This window comes from Streptomyces sp. NPDC001822 (assembly GCF_042892135.1).
GTDB lineage: Bacteria > Actinomycetota > Actinomycetes > Streptomycetales > Streptomycetaceae > Streptomyces.
This window is the reverse complement of record NZ_JBIATW010000001.1, coordinates 772,016-793,962: the sequence shown is the minus strand read 5'-3', so window position 1 is coordinate 793,962 and position 21,947 is coordinate 772,016. Positions and strand designations below refer to the sequence as shown.

Annotated in this window: 16 protein-coding genes; 9 read left to right on the top strand and 7 right to left on the bottom strand. The window is 70.4% G+C overall.

Annotation, left to right across the window (positions count from 1 at the left end; all coding sequences use genetic code 11):
* Positions 1-113 precede the first annotated feature (113 nt).
* From ACFYY2_RS03620 to ACFYY2_RS03605, 4 genes are all read right to left on the bottom strand, one after another.
* Positions 114-965, bottom strand: coding sequence for a septum formation family protein (locus ACFYY2_RS03620; RefSeq protein ID WP_388736474.1), 852 nt, complete (start codon positions 963-965; stop codon positions 114-116).
* A gap of 240 nt (positions 966-1,205) precedes the next feature.
* A complete protein-coding gene (locus ACFYY2_RS03615; RefSeq protein WP_388736819.1) occupies positions 1,206-3,320 on the bottom strand; it encodes a discoidin domain-containing protein in 2,115 nt (704 codons plus the stop codon).
* Between the two features lie 257 nt (positions 3,321-3,577).
* Complete coding sequence (locus ACFYY2_RS03610) at positions 3,578-5,755, bottom strand: discoidin domain-containing protein (protein WP_388736472.1); 2,178 nt, start codon at positions 5,753-5,755, stop codon at positions 3,578-3,580.
* 542 nt (positions 5,756-6,297) lie between these two features.
* Positions 6,298-6,732 carry a VOC family protein gene (locus ACFYY2_RS03605; RefSeq protein ID WP_388736469.1) on the bottom strand — a complete coding sequence of 145 codons (435 nt, stop codon included), beginning with the start codon at positions 6,730-6,732 and terminating at the stop codon, positions 6,298-6,300.
* A gap of 279 nt (positions 6,733-7,011) precedes the next feature.
* Between ACFYY2_RS03605 and ACFYY2_RS03600 the strand changes: the two genes are divergently transcribed.
* From ACFYY2_RS03600 to ACFYY2_RS03590, 3 genes are all read left to right on the top strand, one after another.
* Positions 7,012-7,581, top strand: a complete 570-nt coding sequence (locus ACFYY2_RS03600) for a hypothetical protein (protein ID WP_388736467.1) — start codon at positions 7,012-7,014, stop codon at positions 7,579-7,581.
* 149 nt (positions 7,582-7,730) lie between these two features.
* Positions 7,731-8,249 (top strand): SigE family RNA polymerase sigma factor, encoded by a 519-nt coding sequence (locus ACFYY2_RS03595; RefSeq protein ID WP_388736464.1) that lies wholly within the window; start codon positions 7,731-7,733, stop codon positions 8,247-8,249.
* Positions 8,249-8,953, top strand: coding sequence for a hypothetical protein (locus tag ACFYY2_RS03590; RefSeq protein ID WP_388736461.1), 705 nt, complete (start codon positions 8,249-8,251; stop codon positions 8,951-8,953). The genes ACFYY2_RS03595 and ACFYY2_RS03590 overlap by 1 nt, the downstream gene beginning before the upstream one ends.
* A gap of 81 nt (positions 8,954-9,034) precedes the next feature.
* Here ACFYY2_RS03590 and ACFYY2_RS03585 read toward each other — a convergent pair whose 3' ends face one another.
* Both ACFYY2_RS03585 and ACFYY2_RS03580 read right to left on the bottom strand, forming a co-directional pair.
* On the bottom strand, positions 9,035-10,939 hold the full coding sequence (locus ACFYY2_RS03585; protein WP_388736458.1) for a glycerophosphodiester phosphodiesterase: 1,905 nt from the start codon (positions 10,937-10,939) through the stop codon (positions 9,035-9,037).
* Between the two features lie 282 nt (positions 10,940-11,221).
* On the bottom strand, positions 11,222-12,919 hold the full coding sequence (locus ACFYY2_RS03580; RefSeq protein WP_388736455.1) for an amidohydrolase: 1,698 nt from the start codon (positions 12,917-12,919) through the stop codon (positions 11,222-11,224).
* A 371-nt stretch (positions 12,920-13,290) separates the two neighbouring features.
* On the opposite strand from ACFYY2_RS03580, the gene ACFYY2_RS03575 reads away from it, so the two are divergent.
* From ACFYY2_RS03575 to ACFYY2_RS03555, 5 genes are all read left to right on the top strand, one after another.
* Positions 13,291-15,240, top strand: coding sequence for a DUF5010 domain-containing protein (locus tag ACFYY2_RS03575; protein WP_388736452.1), 1,950 nt, complete (start codon positions 13,291-13,293; stop codon positions 15,238-15,240).
* A gap of 647 nt (positions 15,241-15,887) precedes the next feature.
* The gene (locus tag ACFYY2_RS03570) at positions 15,888-16,250 is read left to right on the top strand and encodes a WXG100 family type VII secretion target (RefSeq protein ID WP_388736450.1); all 363 of its coding nucleotides are present in this window, start codon (positions 15,888-15,890) and stop codon (positions 16,248-16,250) included.
* Positions 16,251-16,308: 58 nt separating this feature from the next.
* Complete coding sequence (locus ACFYY2_RS03565) at positions 16,309-16,641, top strand: WXG100 family type VII secretion target (RefSeq protein WP_388736448.1); 333 nt, start codon at positions 16,309-16,311, stop codon at positions 16,639-16,641.
* A gap of 75 nt (positions 16,642-16,716) precedes the next feature.
* Entirely contained in the window at positions 16,717-18,075 is a 1,359-nt protein-coding gene (eccD, locus tag ACFYY2_RS03560; RefSeq protein WP_388736445.1) for a type VII secretion integral membrane protein EccD, read from the top strand.
* A 118-nt stretch (positions 18,076-18,193) separates the two neighbouring features.
* The gene (locus ACFYY2_RS03555) at positions 18,194-20,794 is read left to right on the top strand and encodes a right-handed parallel beta-helix repeat-containing protein (RefSeq protein WP_388736443.1); all 2,601 of its coding nucleotides are present in this window, start codon (positions 18,194-18,196) and stop codon (positions 20,792-20,794) included.
* 41 nt (positions 20,795-20,835) lie between these two features.
* Here ACFYY2_RS03555 and ACFYY2_RS03550 read toward each other — a convergent pair whose 3' ends face one another.
* A complete protein-coding gene (locus ACFYY2_RS03550; RefSeq protein ID WP_388736440.1) occupies positions 20,836-21,459 on the bottom strand; it encodes a hypothetical protein in 624 nt (207 codons plus the stop codon).
* Between the two features lie 182 nt (positions 21,460-21,641).
* Between ACFYY2_RS03550 and ACFYY2_RS03545 the strand changes: the two genes are divergently transcribed.
* Positions 21,642-21,947 (top strand): WXG100 family type VII secretion target, encoded by a 306-nt coding sequence (locus tag ACFYY2_RS03545; protein WP_388736437.1) that lies wholly within the window; start codon positions 21,642-21,644, stop codon positions 21,945-21,947.

Sequence of the window (21,947 nt, the reverse complement as noted above, 5' to 3'; positions counted from 1 at the left end):
GACGCCTCTGTGGACCGCTTCTCGTGGGTCGGCGACCGAGGACCCGCAGCCCGGCCGACGCCGGGCGATGCCCCGGTTCAGGACCGGGGCATCGCCTTCGAGGCGGGTGGTGCTCAGCCTTCCCAGCTCTCGGCCTCGTCGGCCGGCACGGTCGTGGCGAGCTTCAGTTCCTTGCGAGCGGCGATCGACTTCTTGGGGTCGATGCCGGCGAACGCCGCGTCGTAGGCGGTCTGGAACGTGTCGGCGTCATCGGCCGACGCCGCCGTCTTCCACTCCTCGGCCGCCTCCTCCAACAGGGCGCGCAGCTTGCCGGTCTCCGGCTGTTCGATTCCCTGCAGCGCCTGCAGGTGGGTGTCGAGCGCCGCTGCCACGGCCCTGGCCTGCGCCTTGTATCCGGGGAGGTCGTCCGCGGCCTTTTCCCCCTCGGGCTGGTGGGACCACAGGGCGTCGTAGACGGCCGCCGAACCCTTGAGGTACGCGAGCTGGCCGGCGTCCAGGGGATCACTCTTCAGCGAGCCCGAGAACGTTCCCGAGTCGCTGGTGTAGGCACAGCTCACGGCGCGGTCACCTGCCGCCCAGCTCGTCTTCGAGGGGTGGTAGTAGAAGACGTCGACCCCCTGGGGCAGCGCCCAGGGGTCCGGCGCGAACTTCTGTGCCGCGGCCGGACACCGGCCGTCGGCGATCACCGCGACCGCGTCGTCCCCGGGGAAGGAATCCTTGTCGTCGATCTCGAACTCGTCGACGACCTGCCCCAGGTGCGGATCCTCGCACGGCACGGCCTGGACCGCGAGGTCCCCGGACCCGCCGGACTTGCCGTCGAGGTTGTAGCAGTCACCGGTAGCGAGGGACGAGACCGCGTGCTTGTTCGCGCCGTCCCCACCGGAGCAGCCCGAAGCGCCGATGGCAAGAATTGCGACGACGACGGATATACCCCGCAGGGAACGGGACGTGACACCCAGAGACATGACGTGTGCATCCTCAAACGGAAAATTTACGTATAGGTGTGCGCATCGTATGGCACTTCCGCGGCCACCCTTCACCCGCGGTGGCGTGAACGACCCGGGGAGGCCTCGGACTTCCCGGGGTGGGGCGGGCCGCAGCAGCCGTCGGCCGCGGGAACGAAGCCCGGGGCCATACCGGATGACGATGGTGCGGTCACCCGGTATGGCCCCTTTGCCTTCACCCCCGACTGCGGTCCGGCGGGATCAGCTGTAGACGCCGAACTCGTGGAGGGAGTAGCCCCATCCGGTACCCCGGGCCGTCAGCTGGAGACGGACGTGACGTGCGGTGACGGAGAGGTCGATCGTGTCGATGTCCCCGTTGCCGGCCGTCGTCGAGTAGACCGGGCGCCAGGTGGTGCCGTCGTCGGAGACCTGCACCTCGTAGGACTTGGCGTATGCGGGGTCCCACACGAGCTGCAGCGTGCGGACGGCCTTGGCCGCACCGAGGTCGACCTGGATCCACTGCGGGTCGCTCCAGTCGCTGGCCCACCGTGTGGTGGTGTTCCCGTCCGTGGCCAGGGCGGGCGCACAGGGGCAGTCACCGTACCCGGTCTGGTACGACGAGGCGGTGGTGGGCCGGTTCAGTGCGACGTTGGTGCCCGCCACGGGTGGGGCGACCACCTTGACGGACCTGGTCTCGATCCCGGCGTTGCCGCGACCGTCCTCCGCCTGGATGTAGACCTTCCAGACTCCCAGCTTGTCGGGGGCGGTCACGGCGAAGGTGCCGTTGCCGGTGGAGCGCCACTGCGCCTCGACGAGCCGCTTGTCGCCGTTGGCGTAGTTTCCGCTGAGGAAGATCTTGGGGGTGACCTGGTCGCCGTCGGGGTCGCGGATGTCGGCGCGCACGGTGAACTCACGGCCGGCCGGGGCCGCTGTGGCGGGGGTCACGGCCATGTTCGTGATGACCGGCGGGGTGTTGTCGCCCGTGGTGGAGCCCGCGTACGCCTTTTTGACCGCGTAGTAGGACAGCCGCTTCAGACCGTCGGGCACCAGGTTGAACCAGATGCCGCCGAAGTCGTGTTCCACGCCGTAGTGGAACATCGTCGCGCCCAGGGCCACGCCCTGGTGGCCGGTGACGCAGCCCCACGCCTTGGTGTAGCCGTCGGCCTTCTGGACGTCGGTCGGCTCGTCCGGAACGCCGTTGGCGTCGTCGGGGACCTCCCACTCCCCCGCCGGGCCGGTCTCGGTGATGATGTAGGGCTTCGTGTAGCCGCCGTCGGTCCAGTCCTGGCGCACCTTGCACAGGTTGCCGTAGGAGTTCATCGAGTACAGGTCGAGGTCCGGGGCGTTCCGCTTGTAGTACGGCCAGGCGCCGGTCCAGGCGTCGGTCGAGGTGACGGGGTGGTCCGGGTCGATGGTGTGGATCTTCTTGGCGACGTCGTTCACGAACGAGGTGTAGGCGTTGCGCTGCGCCTCCAGTTCGGTGCCGCTGTAGCAGTTCTGCAGGCCGAGGACGGACTCGTTGCCGACGTTCCACATCAGGGTCGCCGGGTGGCTCTTGTACGTGTCGACCCACGTGGCGAACTCGGTGAGTATGGTGCTCTTGTACGTCGCGTCGGTGACGTAGTTGACGCATCCTCCGGCACCGGGACCTCCACCGGGCTGGAGCCAGAAACCGTTGATGACCCGTACGCCCTGGGCGGCGGCGGCGTCCAGGAGCGGCTTGGTGGAGCCGTCGGTGCCCCATGTACGGATGGTGTTGACGCCCATGGACTTCACGTCCGGCAGGTATCTGGGTGCGTCGGCGACGGACGGGCCCCAGGTGAGTCCCTTGACCGTGTACGGCTGACCTCCGACGGTCAGCTGCCAGTTGCCCTGGGATCCGGTCACCTTGACGGCACCGCCCTGGGGCGGGGTCGTGGTCCCGTCGCCGCCGTAGACCTGGAACTCCCACAGGGAGTACCCGTAGCCGCCGGCGCGCGTGACGCCCTGCATACGGACGTACCGGCCGGAGCCGGAGACGGCGGCCTCGTCCGTGCCGCCGTCGCCGCCGGTGACCGTCTTCAGCGTGCGCCAGTCGGTGCCGTTGTCGGACGCCTGGATCTCGTAGTTCTTGCCGTAGGCGGCCTCCCAGGTGAGGACGACCCTGCTGAGGCTCCTGCTCGCCCCGAGGTCGACCTGGATCCATTCGCCGTCACGCCGCTCGCTGGACCAGCGGGTGCCGGTCAGGTTGCCGTCGACGGCGGCGGACGCGCTGTAGCCCTCGCCTTCCTGCGAGGAGGCCGTGGCAGGCCTGCCCTGGGAGAGCAGGGTCTCCGCCGCCTGAGCCGGCGAGGACGGGATCAGCGTGAGCGAGGACGCGAGGAGTGCGCCCAGCATGGCGAGCGACGTCGCGTTGCGCCGACGGGAGAGAGTGTGGGTGGAGGGGGGTCTGGACACGTGTGCTCCTGGCTGATTGGTGACGCACGGCGCGACGAGGCGGACTCGGTGAGCCGGCTTGACGTCCGGCGTGGCTGCTGGAGGGCGTGCGCGTGCTGACGTGCTCGCCCTTCCGGGCCGGGCCGGCGGGGCGTGAACGCCCGGCCCGGAAGGGAGTCGCGGTCCTCACCACCGGTCGGCGTGAGGCGGAGGGTGACTCAGGGGTAGGAGACGACGGTCGAGGGGACGGTGGAGGTACCCGCGGGCACGGTCGAGGCTCCCGTGTCGTTGATGACGTGCTCGTAGTGGCCGTTGCCGCCCAAGGACACGGTGAGCAGGCTGTGGAATTTCACCCCGGGCCTGACCGGGGCCTTGAAGCCGTGGTCCTGGCGGATGCCGGGGTCCACGTTGTAGTTGCAGTAACTGCCCAGACCCCAGGCCTCATGGGTGGTGACGGAGTCGTCGACGCGGTAGGCGGCGAAGCCCTTCGTGGTGCCGTTCTGGATGGCCGCCTGGTCGGGCGCGTCGTACGCCTTCTCGTTCTGGTAGAAGATCGTGCGGCCGCGCTCGCCGAACCACTCGACGTCGTACTTGTTGAAGTGCTCGACGAACAGGCCGGTGGCGAGTACGTCGTCGCCGTTGACGCGGACTCCGTAGTCGGCGCGGTTGGTCTCCCAGCCGACGCCCTCGCCGTGGTCGGCCCTCCACACCCAGGTGTGGTCGATGATCGCGTCGTCACTGTTGACGACCATGCTCGTGGTCGCCTTTCCGGCGCCGGCCCCGCCGATGCGGACGTAGACGTCCTGCACGGTGGTGGGGTTGGCCGAGTGGTCCGCGCCTGCGCCCTGGGGGCCGACCTCGAGGAGGGTGGGTGAGTTGACGCGGCCGGCGTCGATCAGGAAGCCCGCAAGCCGGACGCCGTCGACGTCGGCCACCCTCATCGCCGTCACCCCGTTGTCCGGAATGATCGTCGCGAGACCCAGGCCGAGGACGATCGTGTTCGCCCGGTCGACGTCGATCGTCCGGTCGACGTGGTAGATCCCCGGAGTGAACAGCAGATGCAGGCCCTGGGCGAGCGCCTGGTTGATGGTCGCGGCGGTGGCACCCGGCTTGACGACGTAGAAGGCGCTCAGCGGGATCGACTCCCCCTGCGGAGTGCCGTTCGCCCACGTCGTGCCCCGGGCGTTGGTCCGCTTGACGGGAGCGAACACCTTGTACTCGCCGCCGTCCAGGTAGAGGAAGGGCTTCTCGCGGGAGACCGGGGTCGTGTCGAGCGTGGTGTAGCGGGGCTCCGGGAAGCCGGTGGCCGGCGCCCCCTCGACGCCCGAGAAGGTCTGGTTCCAGACGGAGTTGGACCAGCCTCCGATCGTGCTGTCGCGCGTGTACCACTGCTGCTGCGAGTAGTTGCCGACCTGGCCGTCGACCTTGCTGTCGGCGATGTAGCCACCGCTCGCCCAGCCGTATCCGTCCGGCGCGAGGTTGAGCCCGCCCTTGACGTGCATCCTGCGGAACGACGAGGCCTGGGAGACGGCCCACCTGTTGGTACCGCTGACCGGAGCCACGGCCAGGTTCTCGGCACCGCGCCAGAAGTTCTGCGTGGCGTTCCCGTTGAACCAGCCCGCGTCGACGGTCACGTCACCGTTGATGGTGGTGTCGTCGGGGCGCAGCCCGAGTCCGGCGATCTGGGTGTAGAAGCCGATCTGCGCGTTGAGATCGTCGTACGTGCCCGGCTTGAGCAGGAACGCGTGGCGACCGGTGCCGAACTGCGCGGACTCCTGCTGCTCGAACACCTCGTCCATCCGGCCCTGGATGTCCGGGGTGGAGGGGTCGATGACGTGGACGTTGGGGCCCAGGTCGCCGCCCCCCGGCAGGGCGGGGCCGCCGTCACCGCCGCCGTACACCTGGAACTCCCAGAGCGAGTAGCCGTATCCGGTCGCTCGCGTCACGCCCTGCATCCGCACGTAGCGGGCCGAGCCGGAGACGGGGACGCTCTCCGTGCCGCCCGCCCCGGTCGTCGTCGAATAGGCCGTCGACCAGGTGGTGCCGTCCGGCGAGAGCTCGATCCGGTAGGCCTTGGCGTACGCCGACTCCCACCGCAGCACCACCTGGCCGAGCGGGACCGAACTGCCCAGGTCCACCTGGAGCCACTGCCCGTCGGACGCGGCGCTCGACCAGCGGGTACCGAGATCCCCGTCGACCGCCCCGGCCGCCGCGGTCCCGTAGTGCTCCTGGCTGGACGCCGTGACCGGCTTCCCTTGGGACAGGAGCACCGGTGCGGCGTGCGCCGCCGTCGTCGGCACCACCGCCAGGAGGGTAGCGGCCAGCGCGGTGACGACCGCACTCGCGAGACCGCTCCGCACGCGCCCGCGGGGTGGCGACCAAGTCGCCAGGGGCATGCCAAATAGAGACATAGAGGGACTCCCTGTAGGACAGGAGACGCTCGGGAGAGCGCTCTCCCGAACCATGCCGCTCCATCCCTGCACGGTCAATAACTCCGGCACGACTTTTCTTTTGGCTTGATTTAAGTAACGGCCCCTGAAGCGTGCGCCGTTCACGCTGCGTCGCGCCGAGACATGGCTCAGAGCCGTCCCGCGATCGGGGGACTCGGGCAGGCCATCGTCGGCCGCTCCACGGCGGAAGTTCCCGCCTCACCCGGGCGGCCGTCGACACGACCACGGGCGGCCGGGGCGGCGGCGAACCCGACCCCGGCTGTCAGCGCCCCGCACCGGAGCCTCGGCTGGGCGCACCGTCTGCGCGGTGCAACCGCGTCAGCGGGGTACACCGGCTTCCCGGCCCAACGGTCCGGAGTGCGGGCGCCCGCCGCGCCCGGTCCGCGACGGGCTCACTGGAGAGGGCGGGTCCGTGTCGTCATGTCCGGCCCGGCTGCGCGAGCTCACGCGCCGCCCCAGGACAGCGCGAGCACACGCGCGGGCCGACGTCAGTCGAGGCAGAATTCGTTGCCCTCGATGTCCTGCATCCCCAGGCACGACTCGTTGTACTCGTCCGCGACGAGCAGGCGCCCGCGCTTCGCGCCGAGGGGGAGCAACCGTGCGCACTCGGCTTCGAGGGCCGCCAGGCGCTCCTCCCCCACGAGCCCGGTACCGACCCGGACATCCAGGTGCACCCGGTTCTTGACGACCTTGCCTTCGGGAACGCGCTGGAAGTACAGACGCGGTCCCACACCTGAGGGGTCGGCACAGGCGAACCCCGCACCCCGGCGCTCCGGCGGCAGGGAGCCCTCGAATTCGTCCCACGAGGTGAACCCCTCCGGCGGCGGGGGGACGACGTACCCGAGCACCTCGCACCAGAACCGCGCGACGCGCTCGGGATCCGCGCAGTCGAAGGTGACTTGGACCTGCTTGATCGACGCCATCGGTCCACCATAGGACCCGCGAACGGCTCACCGGAACCAAGTTTTCGCCCGGGTCTTCGTCTCCTGGTGAGAACGGCACCGGAGTGCGCGAGCGGGCAGGACCGCCTCGCGAACGCTCCGTTGCACGGTGCGCCCGTCACCCACTGCGTGGAGGCACTCAACTGCTCGACATCCGATGGCGCATCGTGTCATCGGGATGGGCGACGGACGGCGTTACTAGGGATGGAGAGGCGCCCTCCACCTGTTGACCCGAACGATTCGCAAGGAGTCCCACGTCCCATGACACGGATGACGAGAACGAAGAAGTGTGTGGCCGCCGTGGCGATCACGGCCGCTGCGATGGCAGCGGTGCCGGCCGTGGCGCAGGCCGTCGCGCCGGTGCGGGTGGCGGCCGAGGCCCAGGGCCGGCAGGCCGAGGCGCCGGCGCGCGAGGACGCACCGGTGCGGGTGGTCGCGCCGGGTGAGCACGTCCGGGCCGGGGCGGGCGTCGAGATATGGCTGACCAAGGAGGGCAAGCACTGGTCGACCCCCGAGACGGACCACCAGTTCCGGAGCGTGGTCGACGGCAATCTCGACCTCCAGCACCCCAGCGTCGGCCTGAGCACGGAGATCCTGGGCGACCGCTACTTCCTCTCCGGCGTCTACGTGGCCCGGCAGGGCTCGGTCCGGGTCACCGTCGACACCAGTGACGGCACGGTCGACGCCTCAGTGGTGCGGCTGTCCGGAAGGCCCGGCTGGGGCGTCTGGTACGTGGACGTCCCCCTCCACGACGACCTCACCGTCGACCGCGTCACCCTGTACGACGGGCGCGGCGAGGAGATCGCCTCCCTGTCCCCCTCGCACCCGTAGCGCGCCGAGGGCCCGGAAGGCCCTCGAAGCGCTCCTGAGGTGATCCCGAAGGCGAGGGCCGGCGCCGGCCGGCCCTCGCCCCGGCTCCTGTCGACGCCCCCTCACTCGCTGTCCTCTCCCCCCACCACCGACCCCAAGGATCCGTTGTCGTGACGCACGAGAGCCACGCCGACTTCGCCGACTTCGCCGCAGTGGCCTGGCCCCGCCTGGTGCGTACGGCCCACATGCTCACCGGCGACTTCCACGAGGCCGAGGACCTCGTCCAGACCACGCTGGTCAAGGTGTACGCACGATGGCGGAAGATCCCACGAGCCGAGGTCGACGTCTACATGCGCAGGGCTCTGGTCAACAACAACATCAGCCGGTTACGCAAGAAGCGCATAGCCCACCTGCTGATGCCCTTCCTGCCCGAGTCGGCCCACCGGCACCGCGGACATGCCGAGACCGTCGAGGACAGCGCCGTACTCGTGCAGGCCCTGTCGGTCCTGTCCGCCCGTCAGCGTGCCGTCATGGTGCTGCGCTACTGGGAGGACATGAGTGAGCAGCAGATCGCGGCCACGCTCAACTGCTCGGTGGGCACGGTCAAGACGCACGCCCGGCGCGGCCTGGAGGTCCTGCGCGCCCATCCCCTGCTCACCCTCTCAGCCGACCAGGAAGTGAAGAGCTGATGTCCCGGACCTCCCGGCCCTCCCCACAGCCTCGGCACGAGGCCGAGCGACTGCAGGCCGCGTTCGGTGCCGTGGCCGACGCGCTCACGCCGTCCCTCGTCCCCCTGGCCGCCATCGAGAGGGCGGGGCGTGCCCGGCGGCGCAGGCGAGCGGCCGGTCTGGCCGTCGCCTGCGGACTGCTTCTGGTTCCGCTCGCCTCCATCACGCTTCGCGCCGTCTCCCCTGATCACGTCCCGCCGACGCGTGGCAGGGTCGCGGCGCCTCCGACGCCCCCGGACGCACCTGCGGCGGACCCGGTGCGGGTGGTCGCGCCGGGTGAGCACGTCCGGGCCGGGGCGGGCGTCGAGATATGGCTGACCGAGGAGGGCAAGCACTGGTCGACCCCCGAGACGGACCACCAGTTCCGGAGCGTGGCCGACGGCAACCTCGACCTCCAGCACCCAGGCGTCGGCCTGAACACGGAGATCGTGGGCGACCGCTACGTCCTCTCCGGGCTGTACACGGGCACCGGTCAGGCCGGCAGTGTCGTCGTCAGCACCGGCGACGGCGAGGTCACCGCCTCTCTGGCGCGGTTGCCCGGTTCACCGGGCTGGGGCGTCTGGTACGTGGACGTCCCCCTCCACGACGACCTCACCGTCGACCGCGTCACCCTGCACGACCGGCGCGGCGAGGAGATCGCCTCCATGACCCCCTCCCGGCCCTGACCGGTCAGGCGTGAATCCGAGGACGGGGCCGGCCCGGCGTCACGCGCCGGGGCGGCCCCGCGATTCCTTACCGTCAAAGGTTCAGTGAGCTGAGCCGAGGGCGCGCGCGTCACCGGCGATGAGCGCCGCACGGTCGGGGGTCAGCGCCTTGCCGGACTGCAGCTTCGCCCAGGTGCCGAGGAGCGCGTACTGCTTCAGCCCGAGCATGGCCGTCATCGAGCCGACCGAGGCGTCCTTGGCACCGGAGGTGAAGATCAGGTGCGCCAGGCCCGTCGGCGTGGCGTCGACGCTGAAGGTCCGGGTGTCCTCGACGGTGCCGCCGGGCCCGGAGGCCACGGCGCGCAGTGTGTGCGGTCCGGCCGCCAGGGTGGTCAGGTCCAGCGGCGTTCCGGCGGTGACGGGCCGGCCGTCGAGGCTGAGCGCGACCGAGTCCGCGTGATCGCTCTGCACGGCCGGCAGGGGGGACTGCGCACGGTCCAGCACCGCGGAGGGGGCGGGAGAGGTGATCGCGACCTTCGGTGCGGCCGGGGGTGTCGCGTTCTCCTGGCGGAAGGCGCTGTTCCAGCCGTTCAGCTCGGTCGGCCGGTTGGTGATGATGCCGTCGACGCCCGCGCTTTCGAGAGCCTTCCAGCGGTCGGGGTTGTCCACGGTCCACACCATCACGGCCACGCCGGCCTTGTGCAGATCGGCGACGACCGACGGCTTCTTGCCGAGCGCGCCGTCCTCCGGGTTGTACGCGGCCAGGTGCAGCTCCTCGGCCAGCGCGACCGGATCGGCGTCCAGGGTGCTGCGCAGCAGGCCGAGCGGCAGCTCAGGGGCGAGTTCGTGGGTGAAGCGCAGGGCATCGACCTCGAAGCTCTGCACGAAGACGCGTCCGGTCATGCCGTGACCGCGGATGGTCTCCACGATGGTGGCCACTTCGGCCTTGGTGTGCGCGCCCTTGATCTCCAGCAGGAGGTCGCCGCCACGGGTGCGCAGGTCGTCCAGCTGGGCGGCCAGTGTCGGAACACGTGCTCCCGTGTAGTGGGGTGCGAACCAGGAGCCGGCGTCGAGGGCGTCGAGCTGGGAGGAGGTCAGCGAACGGACCGGGCCGGTCCCGTCGGTCGTACGGTCGACGGTGGCGTCGTGGAGGATGTAGGGAACCCCGTCCTTGCTGGGCTGGACGTCGTTCTCGATGAAGTCGGCACCGCCCCGGCGGGCGATCTCCTGGGAGACCAGGGTGTTCTCGGGGGCGGCCGAGGAGGCACCGCGGTGGCCGATGACGGTCAGCGGGGCTCCGGCCGGGCGGATGTAGCTCTGCGGCGGGAGTTCGGTCACCTTGAGGTCGTCGTAGGAGACGGAGGCGCCGTTGACCAGCAGGCCCTGGACGCCGTCCGCGGAGCGGGCGACCTTGGCGGTCCGCATCACCTCCTTGCCGTCGAAGTACCAGACGGCCTTGGTGCCGTGCACCTCCGCGGCGATCTTCACGTCCTTGCCGGTCCCCGCGCTGGAGGGTGCGGCGTGGGTGTCCGTGACGTTCCAGGTGTTCGAGGAGGTGCGCTGGGCGAACTCCAGCCCGTTGGCGGCCGTGGTGCCGGTGCGCATGGTCGCGATGGACCAGGGCACGGTCCCGCCCGTCGGCATGTCGAGTCCCATCGCGGTCCAGCGGGCGGTGTCGACGGCCGACTCGAATCGTGCGGTGACCTCGATGCGGAAGTCGTTGAGGTGCTCGCCGAAGGTGATACGGCTCAGCTGTGACGAACTCGCGGAACTGCCGTGCAGACGGCCGTCCTTGACCTGCCAGGTGCCCTCCGCGGCCCTGAACCCCTCGGGCACGGTGCTTCCGGAGAAGTCCGAGGCGACGACGACCCGGCCCGGGCCGGTTCCGGTCCGCGGTGCGGAGTCGTCGGCGAAGGCGATCGCCGGGAGTGACACGGCGACCAGCGCGGAGGCCAGGAGGGCGAGGCCTGAGCGTGGGGTGCGTGAGGTATGAGGAGTACGAGGCATGCGGGTGACGTTAGGAAGTTCCGGCGATCGGTGAGGGCCCTTGCGGATGAACGCCGGCAGTCGGGAAGAAGTCCAGTCGCGGCGACGGCTCGGAACACGGTGCACGGTCTGCTCCCTCGCATGGACGGCGGAGTCGTACGGCCGGGGCCGGCCGGCCCCGGCAGCTGAGCGTAACCGTGCGGGGTCGCCGAGGTGTGAACGGCGCTCGTCGCGGGCCGGGGCGTCGCCGGCCGGGGCCCCGGCCCAGGTGGGACCGGCGGCTGCCCGGCCGGCGGCACCGGTTCAGGTCACCGGGGGCAGGTTCGGGCCGGTCGTACCCAACTGCTCCGCGGCCACGACCTGGGGCACGGGCCAGGTCACCCCGGGCGGGGGCCAGCTCTGGCCGGTCTCCCGCAGGAAGTCCGCGGGGGGCTCGTACAGCGGCGGCTGGCTGCCGTCGGGAAGCATCGACGCCCACCGCAGGCCCGCGGTGCGCCCTTCGAACTCCTGCCGCATCGCGTCCAGCCGGTCGGGCTGCTCGATCAGGTCGACGGCGGCCGCCGCCAGATAGCGGGCGGCCGAAAGCAGTGCCTGGTGGCCGATGTTGGTCGCGGCCGTGGCGGTGACGCCCCAGTTGTGGTTGGGGATGCCGGGCGGGTAGGCAGCGGAGAGCAGCACCGCGGTGGGTGCCTGCCAGCTGACGTCGGCCGTGTCGGTGGCCAGGCCACCGGTGTAACCGGCTGCCGGCGGCGCCAGCGGGGTCAGCTCGGTGGGCATGCCCACTTCCGGGCGGCCGAGGGACCTCTGCAGGGCCTTCGCCAGCGCGTGGTCCGCGTCGGTGAACCGGGGAGCGCCGATCTCCCGCATGTTGTCGTTGAGCAGTTCCGCACCGGCCTTGTTGGCCAGCAGGTTCCACGTCGCCGAGTGGAACTTGTGCACCAGTCGGGTCTGACTGGCCTGTGCCGCGGCCTTCGCGCAGTCCACGAGCTTGTCATACAGGATCCGTGCCCGGTCGGGGCTGCCCTCCCGTACGAAGAACCAGATCGAGCCCATGTCGGGGGTCACGTTGGGAGCGCCGCCGCCGTTGATGATCGCGTAGTGGAACCGCCCCGACGGTGCGACGTTCTTCTCCCGGAGGTACTCCGACATCGTGGCCATGAGGAGGGCGCCGTCGAGACCGCTCTTGTTGCCCAGCGGTGTCCCTCCGTGCCCCGATGCGCCGAGGAAGGTGAACGTCGTCGATATGAGGGCGCTGGTGGTGTTCCAGAACGGCACCGTGATGTTGAAGGGGTGCCAGTCCAGGAAGGCGTCGAGCCCGTCGTAGACGCCGGCCTTGACGGCGTAGGCCTTGCCGACGAGTTGCTCCTCGCCCGCGCTGCCGAACAGTTTGACGGTGGCCTTCAGGCCGTGCGCGCGGATCGCGTGTGCCACGGCGATGGCGGCTGCCGTGCCGCCCGCGCCGAGAGCGTTGTGGGCGTCTCCGTGCCCGGCACCGTACGTAGGTCCGTAGGCGTCGTGGTGGTAGACCAGCGGATCGTGGCTGGACACGCCCCGCTTCTGGGAGAGCCCCGGAAGTGCGTCGTATTCGGCGTTGAAGCCCAGGACCGGACCGCCCTCACCGTAGGTGGCGACGAAGGCGGTGGGGAATCCGGCGGAACCCCACTCGACGGTGAAGCCGTTGGCCTGCAGCAGCCGGGCGGTGGCGAGCGAGGACTTCCACTCGCGCAGGGACAGTTCGGCGTGCCGCCAGACCTCGTCGCTCAGCTTGGTGATCGCACCGGCGCTCGTGCTGATCCAGTCCAGGGCCGTCCTCTTCGCCGCGGTACTGCGGGCGAGGCCGGTCGGTGGCCGATAGCCCGCGGCGGTCACGCCGGTGCTCTCGTCGTAGCCCAGGGTCGCGGCCAGCACGGGGTCGGCCTGGAGGACGGCCGCGGTCGTCGCCGATGCGCCGAGTCCGAACATCTTGAGCAGGCGCCTGCGGCCCGGGTCCAGTTCATTCACGTCAGGGTCGTCCTCGCGGGATCGGGGGGGAGGGGAGCGAGAGGGACCGGACTCCGTGCACACCTGTGGGAGAGACATGTGTTTTCCACGTGTGCGCCGGGCGCGCTGTCTCCGGCGAGGGCCGGCTCACGGGTGTCCCGGCGGCGCCCTCAACGCATCGTGGAATTCTAACGGAACGGCGACGGCGATACTTTGACGGTCCGCGACCCGCGCGAGGGTGTGATTCCGCCTCCACCCGGCATGGCAGGATCACCCCACCCGGCCACGTCGCAACGGCCGGGGGCCACACACTCCACCGATCAACTCCGAGAGAGCGTGCAGACGTGCGTATACGTGCCTTTCACCGGAAGCACCGCCGGAGATACACACTGATGTCAGCGGTCCTCGCGGCCGCCGCCGGAATCGCGACGACGGCCTCGGGGGCCACGCCCGCCGGTGCCGCGCCGACCGCCGTCGTCGTCGACACCGGTGGCACGGTCCTGTCGCACCGGGCGCCGGGAAGGACCGGGGACCTGGGCGTGACCTTCGGCTTCTCCACCCGGACCCTGGCGGGGGGACCGTATGAGAACCAGAGCAACAGGATCGACAACCTTCCCCTGTACCAGGCGGCCACGGGATCGTCGGACCGCTTCTGGGACAACTACGTCGAGGAACTGGTCACCTCTGGCGTCGACTTCGTCGCGATGGTCACCCGCGGTTACGTCCCCGGTTCCGCCGTGCCCAACCAGGGCGGGGACCCGCGAGCGATCACCGGGCTGGTGGACGCCATCAAGCGCGGTGGATACGCCGACAGGCTGAAGGTCGCCGCGTTCGACGACATCCCGGCGTCGATGACCGACAAGAAGAACCAGGTCAAGCACAAGACCGGTGGCTACTCGCCGGTCTTCGACATCGGTGACACGAGCGGGGCGGGCGAGGGCGGATACCAGTACCTCTGGGACAACGACCTCAGGGCGTATTTCCAGTCCGTGCCGGACGAACTGCGCTACAAGGTGAACGGGCAGCCGGTCGTCTACCTCTGGTCCAACAACGCGTTCGCCTTCACCGGCCAGGGCGGCGGCAACTCGGCCCGGATACTCCAGCACGTCCGCTCGCGGGCGCAGTCGGAGTTCGGGCAGAGCCCCTATTTCGTCGTGGACAACAGCTGGCTGAAGAACGACTCCGCGGTGGCTCCCGTGGTGAACGGGGCGAACAGCTGGTTCGGGGTGCCGAGTCCGCCGTACACCAACCAGACGTTCAACGGCCAGTCCTACGGCGTGGCCGTGCCCGGCTTCCGCTTCGTGTCCGGGACGACGAGCATGGTGATCGACCCCGATCACGGCAAGACCCTGGTGAGCAATCTGGAGGCCACCGTCAACGGCGGCAACAGGATCACCCTGTTCGAGGGGTTCACGGACTGGGAGGAGAACGCCGCCCTGTGGCGTACGCGGAACGCGCCGTACGCCACTACGCAGCGTGACTATCCGAACCAGAATCTCAACATCCTGCGCCGGTATTCGAAAGATCCCTTCCCGGCGGGCATGGTCGTCCAGGCGGAGTCCGCCGACACGGTGAGCGACACCACGCCCGGCAATCTCTGGAACGTCTACCGCGACGACGACCTCGACGTCCAGACCACCACCGACACGGGGGGCGGCTGGAGCGTCGGCAGCACCGCGACCGGCGAATGGATGCAGTGGCGTGAGGTGCCGATGCAGGGCACCGAGAACCTCAGGGTCCGCGTCGCCACTCCGAACAGCGGCTCCCAGCTTCGGTTCGTGGTCGACGGCGTCGCGGGACCTGTCGTGAACGTGCCCAACACCGGGGACTGGCAGACCTGGCAGACCATCGACGCCGGGACCTTCCAGTTCTCCCCCGGCACGCATCACACCGTGCAGTTGCAGCAGGTGTCGGGCGGCCAGAACATCAACTGGTGGCGGGCCGACCGGGCGGCCGAACCGGCGGGGCGGATCAGCGGATACGGCGGCAAGTGCGTCGACGTCGCCGGTGCGAGCTCGGCCGACGGCACCGCCGTCCAGCTCTACACCTGCAACGACTCCGCCGCGCAGACGTGGACCAAGGCGGCGGACGGCACTCTGAAGGCCCTGGGCAAGTGCATGGACGTCAGCGGCGGCGCCACGGCCAACGGCACCAAGGTGCAGCTGGCGACCTGCAACGGCGGCGGCGCCCAGAAGTGGCAGCCGACGGCGTCGAGTGGCCTGGTCAACCCGCAGTCCGGCCGGTGCCTCGACGCGACCGGGCCGAGTTCGGCCGACGGCACGCGTCTGCAGATCTGGGACTGCGCGGGCAGCGCCAACCAGAAGTGGGCTCTTCCGGGCTGATACGAAGCACCGTCGGGCACGGGGCGGCTGCGGGGCCGACGGCGGTCCTCGACAGGAGCACGTCGCCGTCGGTCACACCGGGGCGGGGCGCAGTCGCGCGACATCTCCCGGCCCCGCAGGGGTCCGCGCCTCGCTTTGACAGCCGGTCCACGCGTCACCATAATTGCGTAGTCAATTTATTCGGGCACCCCGAGGTGGTGCCCGCGCGACCCGCGCGCAGTCCCGCCACCCGGAGCCGCGCGCGAACGCACCCCGGCACCTCGCACGACCGGACGCATCTCCCGACCGTCGCGCGGGGTGCCCGCGAGCGACAATGGCATACTGCGCACGCATCGTTTCACGAGGGTGTTCGACGGCACCGGACATCGAGTCCGACCCCAGGGGCTCGATGTCCATCGTGCCGAGGCCGGCCATTTTGATAATTGTTCGGTCAATTATGAGTGAACTCCCGGTGCTGCGGAAAGGCCCGCCGCAGCGGTGGCATAGCATCACACATTCATGGCGACACTTCCGCTCCGCGCAGCGTGTTTCATGCCTGTCGGGTGCGAGTGTTTCCGTGCCGGAGGGCTCTGCCCCGGCACATGTTTCGTAGCGGGCCGGAGCATCGAGCACCGGCCTTCGGCCATCAGTGCAGGAGGGTGGACGTCATGGCGGCGACCGACGGCGGAATCACGGGCTTTCAGGGGTCGGACGGGGTTCTCTACAACACCACGCCCGCGGACCTCAAGGCGAAGGCCGCGGACATCAGGACCACCCATGAGACGGTCCGGGGCGAACTCGCCGCCCTGAAGAACTACGTGGTGGGCCTCGAAGGCACCTGGGGAGGCATCGCGGCCGACACCTTCCAGCAGTTGATGCGCGAGTGGGACATCCACGCTGCGCACCTGCAGGACGCACTGCTCGGCATGGCGCACGGTCTGCAGTCGACCGCCGAGAACTACATCGACGGCGAGCAGACGAACCTGACGAACCTCGGCAAGATCAGCCTTCCGCCGGCCCGCCTGTCCTGACACGGCGCACATCCGGGTCCCGTTAGCCCCTAAGCACACTCTCGCAGGAGGAAGCAAGATGCCCGACATCGAAAGCAGCGCCATGCGCGTCGGCCGTGATCTGGAGACCGCCGGCCCGTACCTCAACGCGCAGGCCCAGCACATCATGGGGGAACTGCACGCTCTCCGGGGCCGCCTCAGCTCGCTGATCGACACCTGGAACGCCCAGTCCGCGACCGAGTACCAGGCGCGCGTGCACGAGTGGGACCTGGCAGCGGTCGGCCTCTTCGGCAGCGAGGAGGAGGACGGGGTCCTCGGCGAGATCGCCCACGCGCTGGGCGTCAACTGGGGCAACTACGTCGGGGCCGAGGAAGCGAACATCAGGACGTGGAACCTCACCCACACCAACTGACCTCGGCAGAACAGTGCGACGCCTCGCCGCACGGGCGAGTACGGCCCCGTCGACGTGTGACAAGGAATGACCCCAGTGGAGAACGAACGCTGCCACGTGACCGTGGTAGGGGCGCGACGGCGCGTGGATCTCGCGATCCCCACGGACGCGGCCATAGCCGAGTACACCCCGACGCTGCTCAGGCTCGTCGGACAGGTGGAGTCCGACGAGACCTTCCCTCCGGTCTGGTCGCTCGCCCTGCCGGGCGCAGCGCCGTTCCGCCCGGAGAGTTCGCTGCGGGAGTCCGGCGTCGTGGACGGCGCGACGCTGTACCTGCGGGACGCGGCGGCGGGTGAATCCGACGAGCCCGTGGTCACCGACCTGGAGGAGTCGGTCGAGAACGCCGCCGAGGACGTCACCGTGTGGGGCTGGCGGCCCCGGGCCTACACCACCATGGTGCTCGGCCTGCTGAGCTTCATCGCCGCGTTCGTGATGCTGGCGTCGACGGGCGACCGCGACAGCGTGCTCCCCGCCACAGGTGCGGGCGCGATCGTCATCGCCTTCGCGCTGACCTTGCTCACCTGGCACGCCACGCGGAAGGGCTGGTCCCTGCCGTTGGGCCTGCGGCTGATCATGGCGTACTCGGCCGTTCCGCTGCTCGCCGTCGGTGCCGCGTCGCTGCCGGCCGCCGCCACGAGCACGGCCTCCGCCCTGACGGCGTTGAGCGCCGGAGGACTTCTGGGTGCGCTCGCCGGTCTTCTGGCCCTCAGGCACGCGACGACGCTGATGGCCGTGGCGATCACCGGCGTCACCCTGCTGCTGACGGTCTGCCTGACCCTGGCCGACGCCTCCCTGGCCGAGTCGTCCGCCGTGGTCGCCGTCAGCATGATGGCCGTACTCGGCGCCGCCCCCAAACTCTCCGGTCACTTCGCCGTGCTGGCGGGAACGCCCGGCGAGGGGGCCGAGGCATACGGGGACGAGGCCGGCGTGCTGCACCTGGTCAGGCGGGGCAGGCGGCTGCTCGTCGGGACGAACGTCCTGGGCTCCCTCGTCGCCGGTGCGTGCCTGGTGGTCCTGGGCACCACGGACCAGCCGTTCGCGGTGGCCCTGGCAGGCTGCCTGGGCCTGGCGCTCATCCTGCGGGCGGGCCGTCTGACCGTGGCCCCCGCCGTCGTCCCGATGGTGACGGCCGGGGCGGTCGGCCTCGCCGCGACTCTCATACGGGCGCCGGGCAACTTCGGCGCACCGTACTGGGCGGGTTCCGTCGCGCTGCTCGGTGCCGCTCTGCTGACCCTGGTGTTCGGACTGGCCAGGGCGTTCAGGGCGGACGGCGCCGACGAGCGCCCCTCGTGGATCGATCCGCTGTCCGGTTTCCTCCTGCTGGTCTCGGTGCCGCTGGCCGTGGGCGTCTTCGACGTGTACGCCTCGCTGCTCGACGCCGGGCAGACGCCGTGACGGTGCCTGGGGACGGGGCGCGGCGGCAGTGAAACGCAACGTGCTGCGGGTGGCGGATCGCGGGTGGGGTACCTTCCGCACCGTCACGGCCGCCGTCCGGGCAGCTGACGCCGGGGCCGTGATCCATGTTCAGCCGGGCGTCTACCGTGAGTCCCTGATCCTCGACGCCTCGGTCACCGTCCTGGCGGAGAAGGGCCCCGGGACGGTGCGGATCGTGGCACCGCACGGTCCCGCGCTCAGCGTGAACGGCGGCACACCCGTGGTGCGGGAGATCACGTTCGAGGGCACGCCGCACGGCGGGGCCTCGGTTCTGATCGGCGGGGGCGCCCCGGTCCTCGAAGCGTGCACGGTGACCGGCGGCAGGGTCGACGTCGTCAGGGACGCGACGGCGGAGTTCCGCTCGTGCACGGTGGAGGACACCACGGACTCCGGTGTCCACGTCACCGGGACGGCCGGTGTGGTCATGGAGGACTGTGTCATCCGCTCGGGGGCCGGACACGGTCTGGCGCTGAGTGACGCCGCACGGGCCGACGTGCGCCGGACCACGGTCGAACGGGTCACCGGGAGCGGCGTCGTGATGGCCGGGCAGTCGCTCGGCACCTTCGACGACTTCACGGTCCGGCACACCGGTGACGCGGCCGTAGTCGTGCACACACCGGCACGCGCCGTGCTGCGGGGCTGCCGGCTGCACGACACCGGGGCCCAGGGGTTGCGGGTCGCCGGCGGTCCTGGCTCCGCGGGCACCGCGGGGACGAAGACGGACCGCGATTCCGCCGCGGCCGGTCAGGAGGAACCGCAGATCCGGCTGGAGAAGTGCGAGGTCTTCCGCACCGGGCTGGAAGGCGTGCTGGTGGGCGCCGCGGCCGAACTCAGGCTGCGCGACTGCCATGTCCGGGAGACGGGCGGGGCGGGGGTGATCGTGGCCGGGGGCCGGACGGAACTCGACGGGACCCGGGTGGTCGACGTCCCCGGCACCGGCGTGGCCGCCATGGACACCGCCGAACTCTCGGTGAAGGGCGGGACGATAGCCCGTACGGGCGCCAACGGCGTACACGGGACGGGCACGTGCACGGTCCTCCTCACCGGCTGCGAGATCTCCACGACGGCGTACACGGCGCTGCACTTCGGCGGGAGTGCGCGGGCCGAGCTGCGCTCCTGCACGGTGCGGGACAGCGCTCAGCACGCTCTGCGGGTGGAGAGCGCGGCGGTCCTGGTCGCCGAGGACACGCGGGTGGAACGCGCGCGGATGACGGGCGTCGATGTGCTGGACGCCGACGCGGTGCTGCGCCGGTGCGTGATCAGTGACACGGAGACGGGGATCCGGCTGGACACCGGGCACCGTCCCCTGCTGAAGGACTGTGAGGTGCTCCGGCCCGCCGGTACGGGAATCGAACTCGCGGCCGGCACGGGCGCCGTGGTGCTCGGCGGGCGGGTGGAGGCCGCCGGATCCGCCGGAGTCTTCGTCGACGAGCGCGGCGAGCCCGTGATCGAGGACCTGACCATCGCCGACGCGAAGGGCAGCGGGCTGGTGATCTGGTCCGGCGCCCGGCCGCGGGTGCGGGCCGTGACCGTCGCGGGCACCGGCAAGAACGGTGTGTACGTGGGCGAGGGGGCTGCGGGGCTGCTGGAGGACTGCTCGGTATCGGCCACCGGCTTCCCCGCCGTGTACGTGGGGGCCGGGGCGTCTCCCGTGCTGCGCCGGCTCCTGGTGCACGACACGGACGAGGACCTGTCCCAGTCCGACGACGCCGCCGCCCGCTTCGAGCAGTGCCGCACCCGCAACGTCAAGGACGCCACCATGCCGACGGCGGCCGAGGGCGAGGTGGCCGCCCCGGCGGGCGTCCCGCGCGCCGCGGCCGACGGGCAGAGCACCGGGGCACCCGGCGCGCAGACCGCGGCCGGTGACCAGTTGCCCGAGCTGCTGTCCGAACTGGAGCGGCTGGTGGGCCTGGAGGGCGTCAAGCGCGAAGTCGCCTCCATGACCAAGGTGATGCAGATGGTCAAACGACGCCAGGAGGCGGGTCTGCAGCCGCCGCCCCTGAGCCGGCACCTGATCTTCGCGGGCAACCCGGGCACCGGCAAGACGACCGTCGCCCGGCTGTACGGCCGGCTCCTCGCGGCACTCGGGCTGCTGGCCGACGGGCACCTGGTGGAGGCCGACCGCAGTGCCCTGGTGGGCGAGTACGTGGGGCACACCGCTCCGAAGACCACAGCCGTCTTCCGCCGGGCGCTGGGCGGCGTGCTGTTCATCGACGAGGCGTACGCGCTGGTTCCGGAGGGGCAGAGCAACGACTTCGGGCAGGAGGCCATCTCCACCCTGGTCAAGCTCATGGAGGACCACCGGGACGATGTCGTGGTGATCGCGGCCGGCTACCCCGCGGACATGGAGCGTCTCATCGACTCCAATCCCGGCCTGGCGTCACGCTTCACCCGCACCCTCGGCTTCGACGACTACTCGTCGGCAGACCTGGTGCGGATCGTGGAGCACCAGGCGTCCCGCCACGAGTACAGCATCGGTGACGACACCGCGTCGGCGCTGCTCGCCCACTTCGAGTCGACCGACCGCACGGAGCGCTTCGGCAACGGCCGCACCGCCCGCCAGACGTTCCAGCGGATGACCGAGCACCACGCGATACGGGTGGCCGAACTGGCGGATCCCGGTGCCGGCGACCTGACGGCGCTGCTGCCCGCCGACGTGCCCTCGGCGGTGACCGGATGAACCGGTGCCGAGGGCACGCGGGAGGGTGCGGCGCGTGCGGTTCAGCTCGTGACGGAGCCGGGAGGTTCGGGGAAGCGCGAGGCGCGGTCGACGCGGCCGTAGGACTGGCCGGAGTTGTTGATCATGGCCACGTAGTTGCCCAGCAGTTCGAGGGCGTTGCTCTGCATGGCCAGGGCCTTCTGCATCGCCGGGCCGATGTGCCGGGCGAACTCGTCGCCGATCTGGGCGAGGGTCTCCGTGTCGCCGTCGTCCCGGTCCTTCTGGGACTGGTAGTACCCCGTGTTCGGTGTCGCGCTGCCCGTGTTCATCGCCGCGACGGGAGAGTCGGGGTGCTTCGGACCCCAGAAGGCCGCCGAATGCACCACGGCGTCGACCCGGGCGCGCAGCGTCTCGTAGTTGGCGACGGCGTTGCGGCCCTGGGTCAGCAGCGTGTTCTCGGTGGCCCGGACGGTGGCGGCGTCGAAGAGTATCGGACCGCTGTCGGCGACGGTGCCCACCGACTGGCCTCCCCCGGTCCCGCCGTTGGGGTCGAGGTTGAAGCTCGGAGGAGCGGTCCAGCCGACCCCCATGGTGGGGACGAGATGACTGAGATCCTTCCCCGCGTCGGGATCGTCGATGGTGCTGCCGCCGTGGTCGTCGTGGGACCCCGAATTCTGGTGAGGCATTCTCTTCTCCCGTGTGCGCGTCCGGCGGTGATGCCGGTCCTTTGCCCGGTTCGGAATCCACCGGCCGGCATCAGTCTGACATACGGGATTCCGGAAGTGAAAGGCCCTGCCGGGCAGTCCGCGAAGACGGCAGACACCGAAGGACCGATACCCGATCGGTCGCCAGGAAAGGAGCGTCGACCATGCCCAGTATGACCCCGGGTGAGTTCCGGGTCGCCTTGCGCGAACTCAATGCTGCGACGAATCTCGTGCGCAGGGAAAGCGGGCACGTGTCGGACCTGATCGGTCAGATCGAAACGCATTTCGACGAGGCGCACACATTCTGGCAGAGCCCGTCGGCCTCGACGTTCGGGACGATGTCCGTGTGGTTCTCCAGGTCCTCCCGCGAACTCGAGGCACTGCTCGCCGAGATGGCCCGGCGGATGCAGACCGCCTACGACAACTACGTCGCAGCCGAACGGGCCAACACCCACAACAGCGGAGGCTGA

What these genes read in the sequence shown, in the direction of transcription:
- ACFYY2_RS03620 (WP_388736474.1), bottom strand. Translation starts at nt 965, where the DNA reads ATGTCTCTGGGTGTCACGTCCCGTTCCCTGCGGGGTATATCCGTCGTC.
- ACFYY2_RS03615 (WP_388736819.1), bottom strand. Translation starts at nt 3,320, where the DNA reads ATGCTGGGCGCACTCCTCGCGTCCTCGCTCACGCTGATCCCGTCCTCG.
- ACFYY2_RS03610 (WP_388736472.1), bottom strand. Translation starts at nt 5,755, where the DNA reads ATGCCCCTGGCGACTTGGTCGCCACCCCGCGGGCGCGTGCGGAGCGGT.
- ACFYY2_RS03605 (WP_388736469.1), bottom strand. Translation starts at nt 6,732, where the DNA reads ATGGCGTCGATCAAGCAGGTCCAAGTCACCTTCGACTGCGCGGATCCC.
- ACFYY2_RS03600 (WP_388736467.1), top strand. Translation starts at nt 7,012, where the DNA reads ATGACACGGATGACGAGAACGAAGAAGTGTGTGGCCGCCGTGGCGATC.
- ACFYY2_RS03590 (WP_388736461.1), top strand. Translation starts at nt 8,249, where the DNA reads ATGTCCCGGACCTCCCGGCCCTCCCCACAGCCTCGGCACGAGGCCGAG.
- ACFYY2_RS03585 (WP_388736458.1), bottom strand. Translation starts at nt 10,939, where the DNA reads ATGCCTCGTACTCCTCATACCTCACGCACCCCACGCTCAGGCCTCGCC.
- ACFYY2_RS03575 (WP_388736452.1), top strand. Translation starts at nt 13,291, where the DNA reads ATGTCAGCGGTCCTCGCGGCCGCCGCCGGAATCGCGACGACGGCCTCG.
- ACFYY2_RS03570 (WP_388736450.1), top strand. Translation starts at nt 15,888, where the DNA reads ATGGCGGCGACCGACGGCGGAATCACGGGCTTTCAGGGGTCGGACGGG.
- ACFYY2_RS03565 (WP_388736448.1), top strand. Translation starts at nt 16,309, where the DNA reads ATGCCCGACATCGAAAGCAGCGCCATGCGCGTCGGCCGTGATCTGGAG.
- ACFYY2_RS03550 (WP_388736440.1), bottom strand. Translation starts at nt 21,459, where the DNA reads ATGCCTCACCAGAATTCGGGGTCCCACGACGACCACGGCGGCAGCACC.
- ACFYY2_RS03545 (WP_388736437.1), top strand. Translation starts at nt 21,642, where the DNA reads ATGCCCAGTATGACCCCGGGTGAGTTCCGGGTCGCCTTGCGCGAACTC.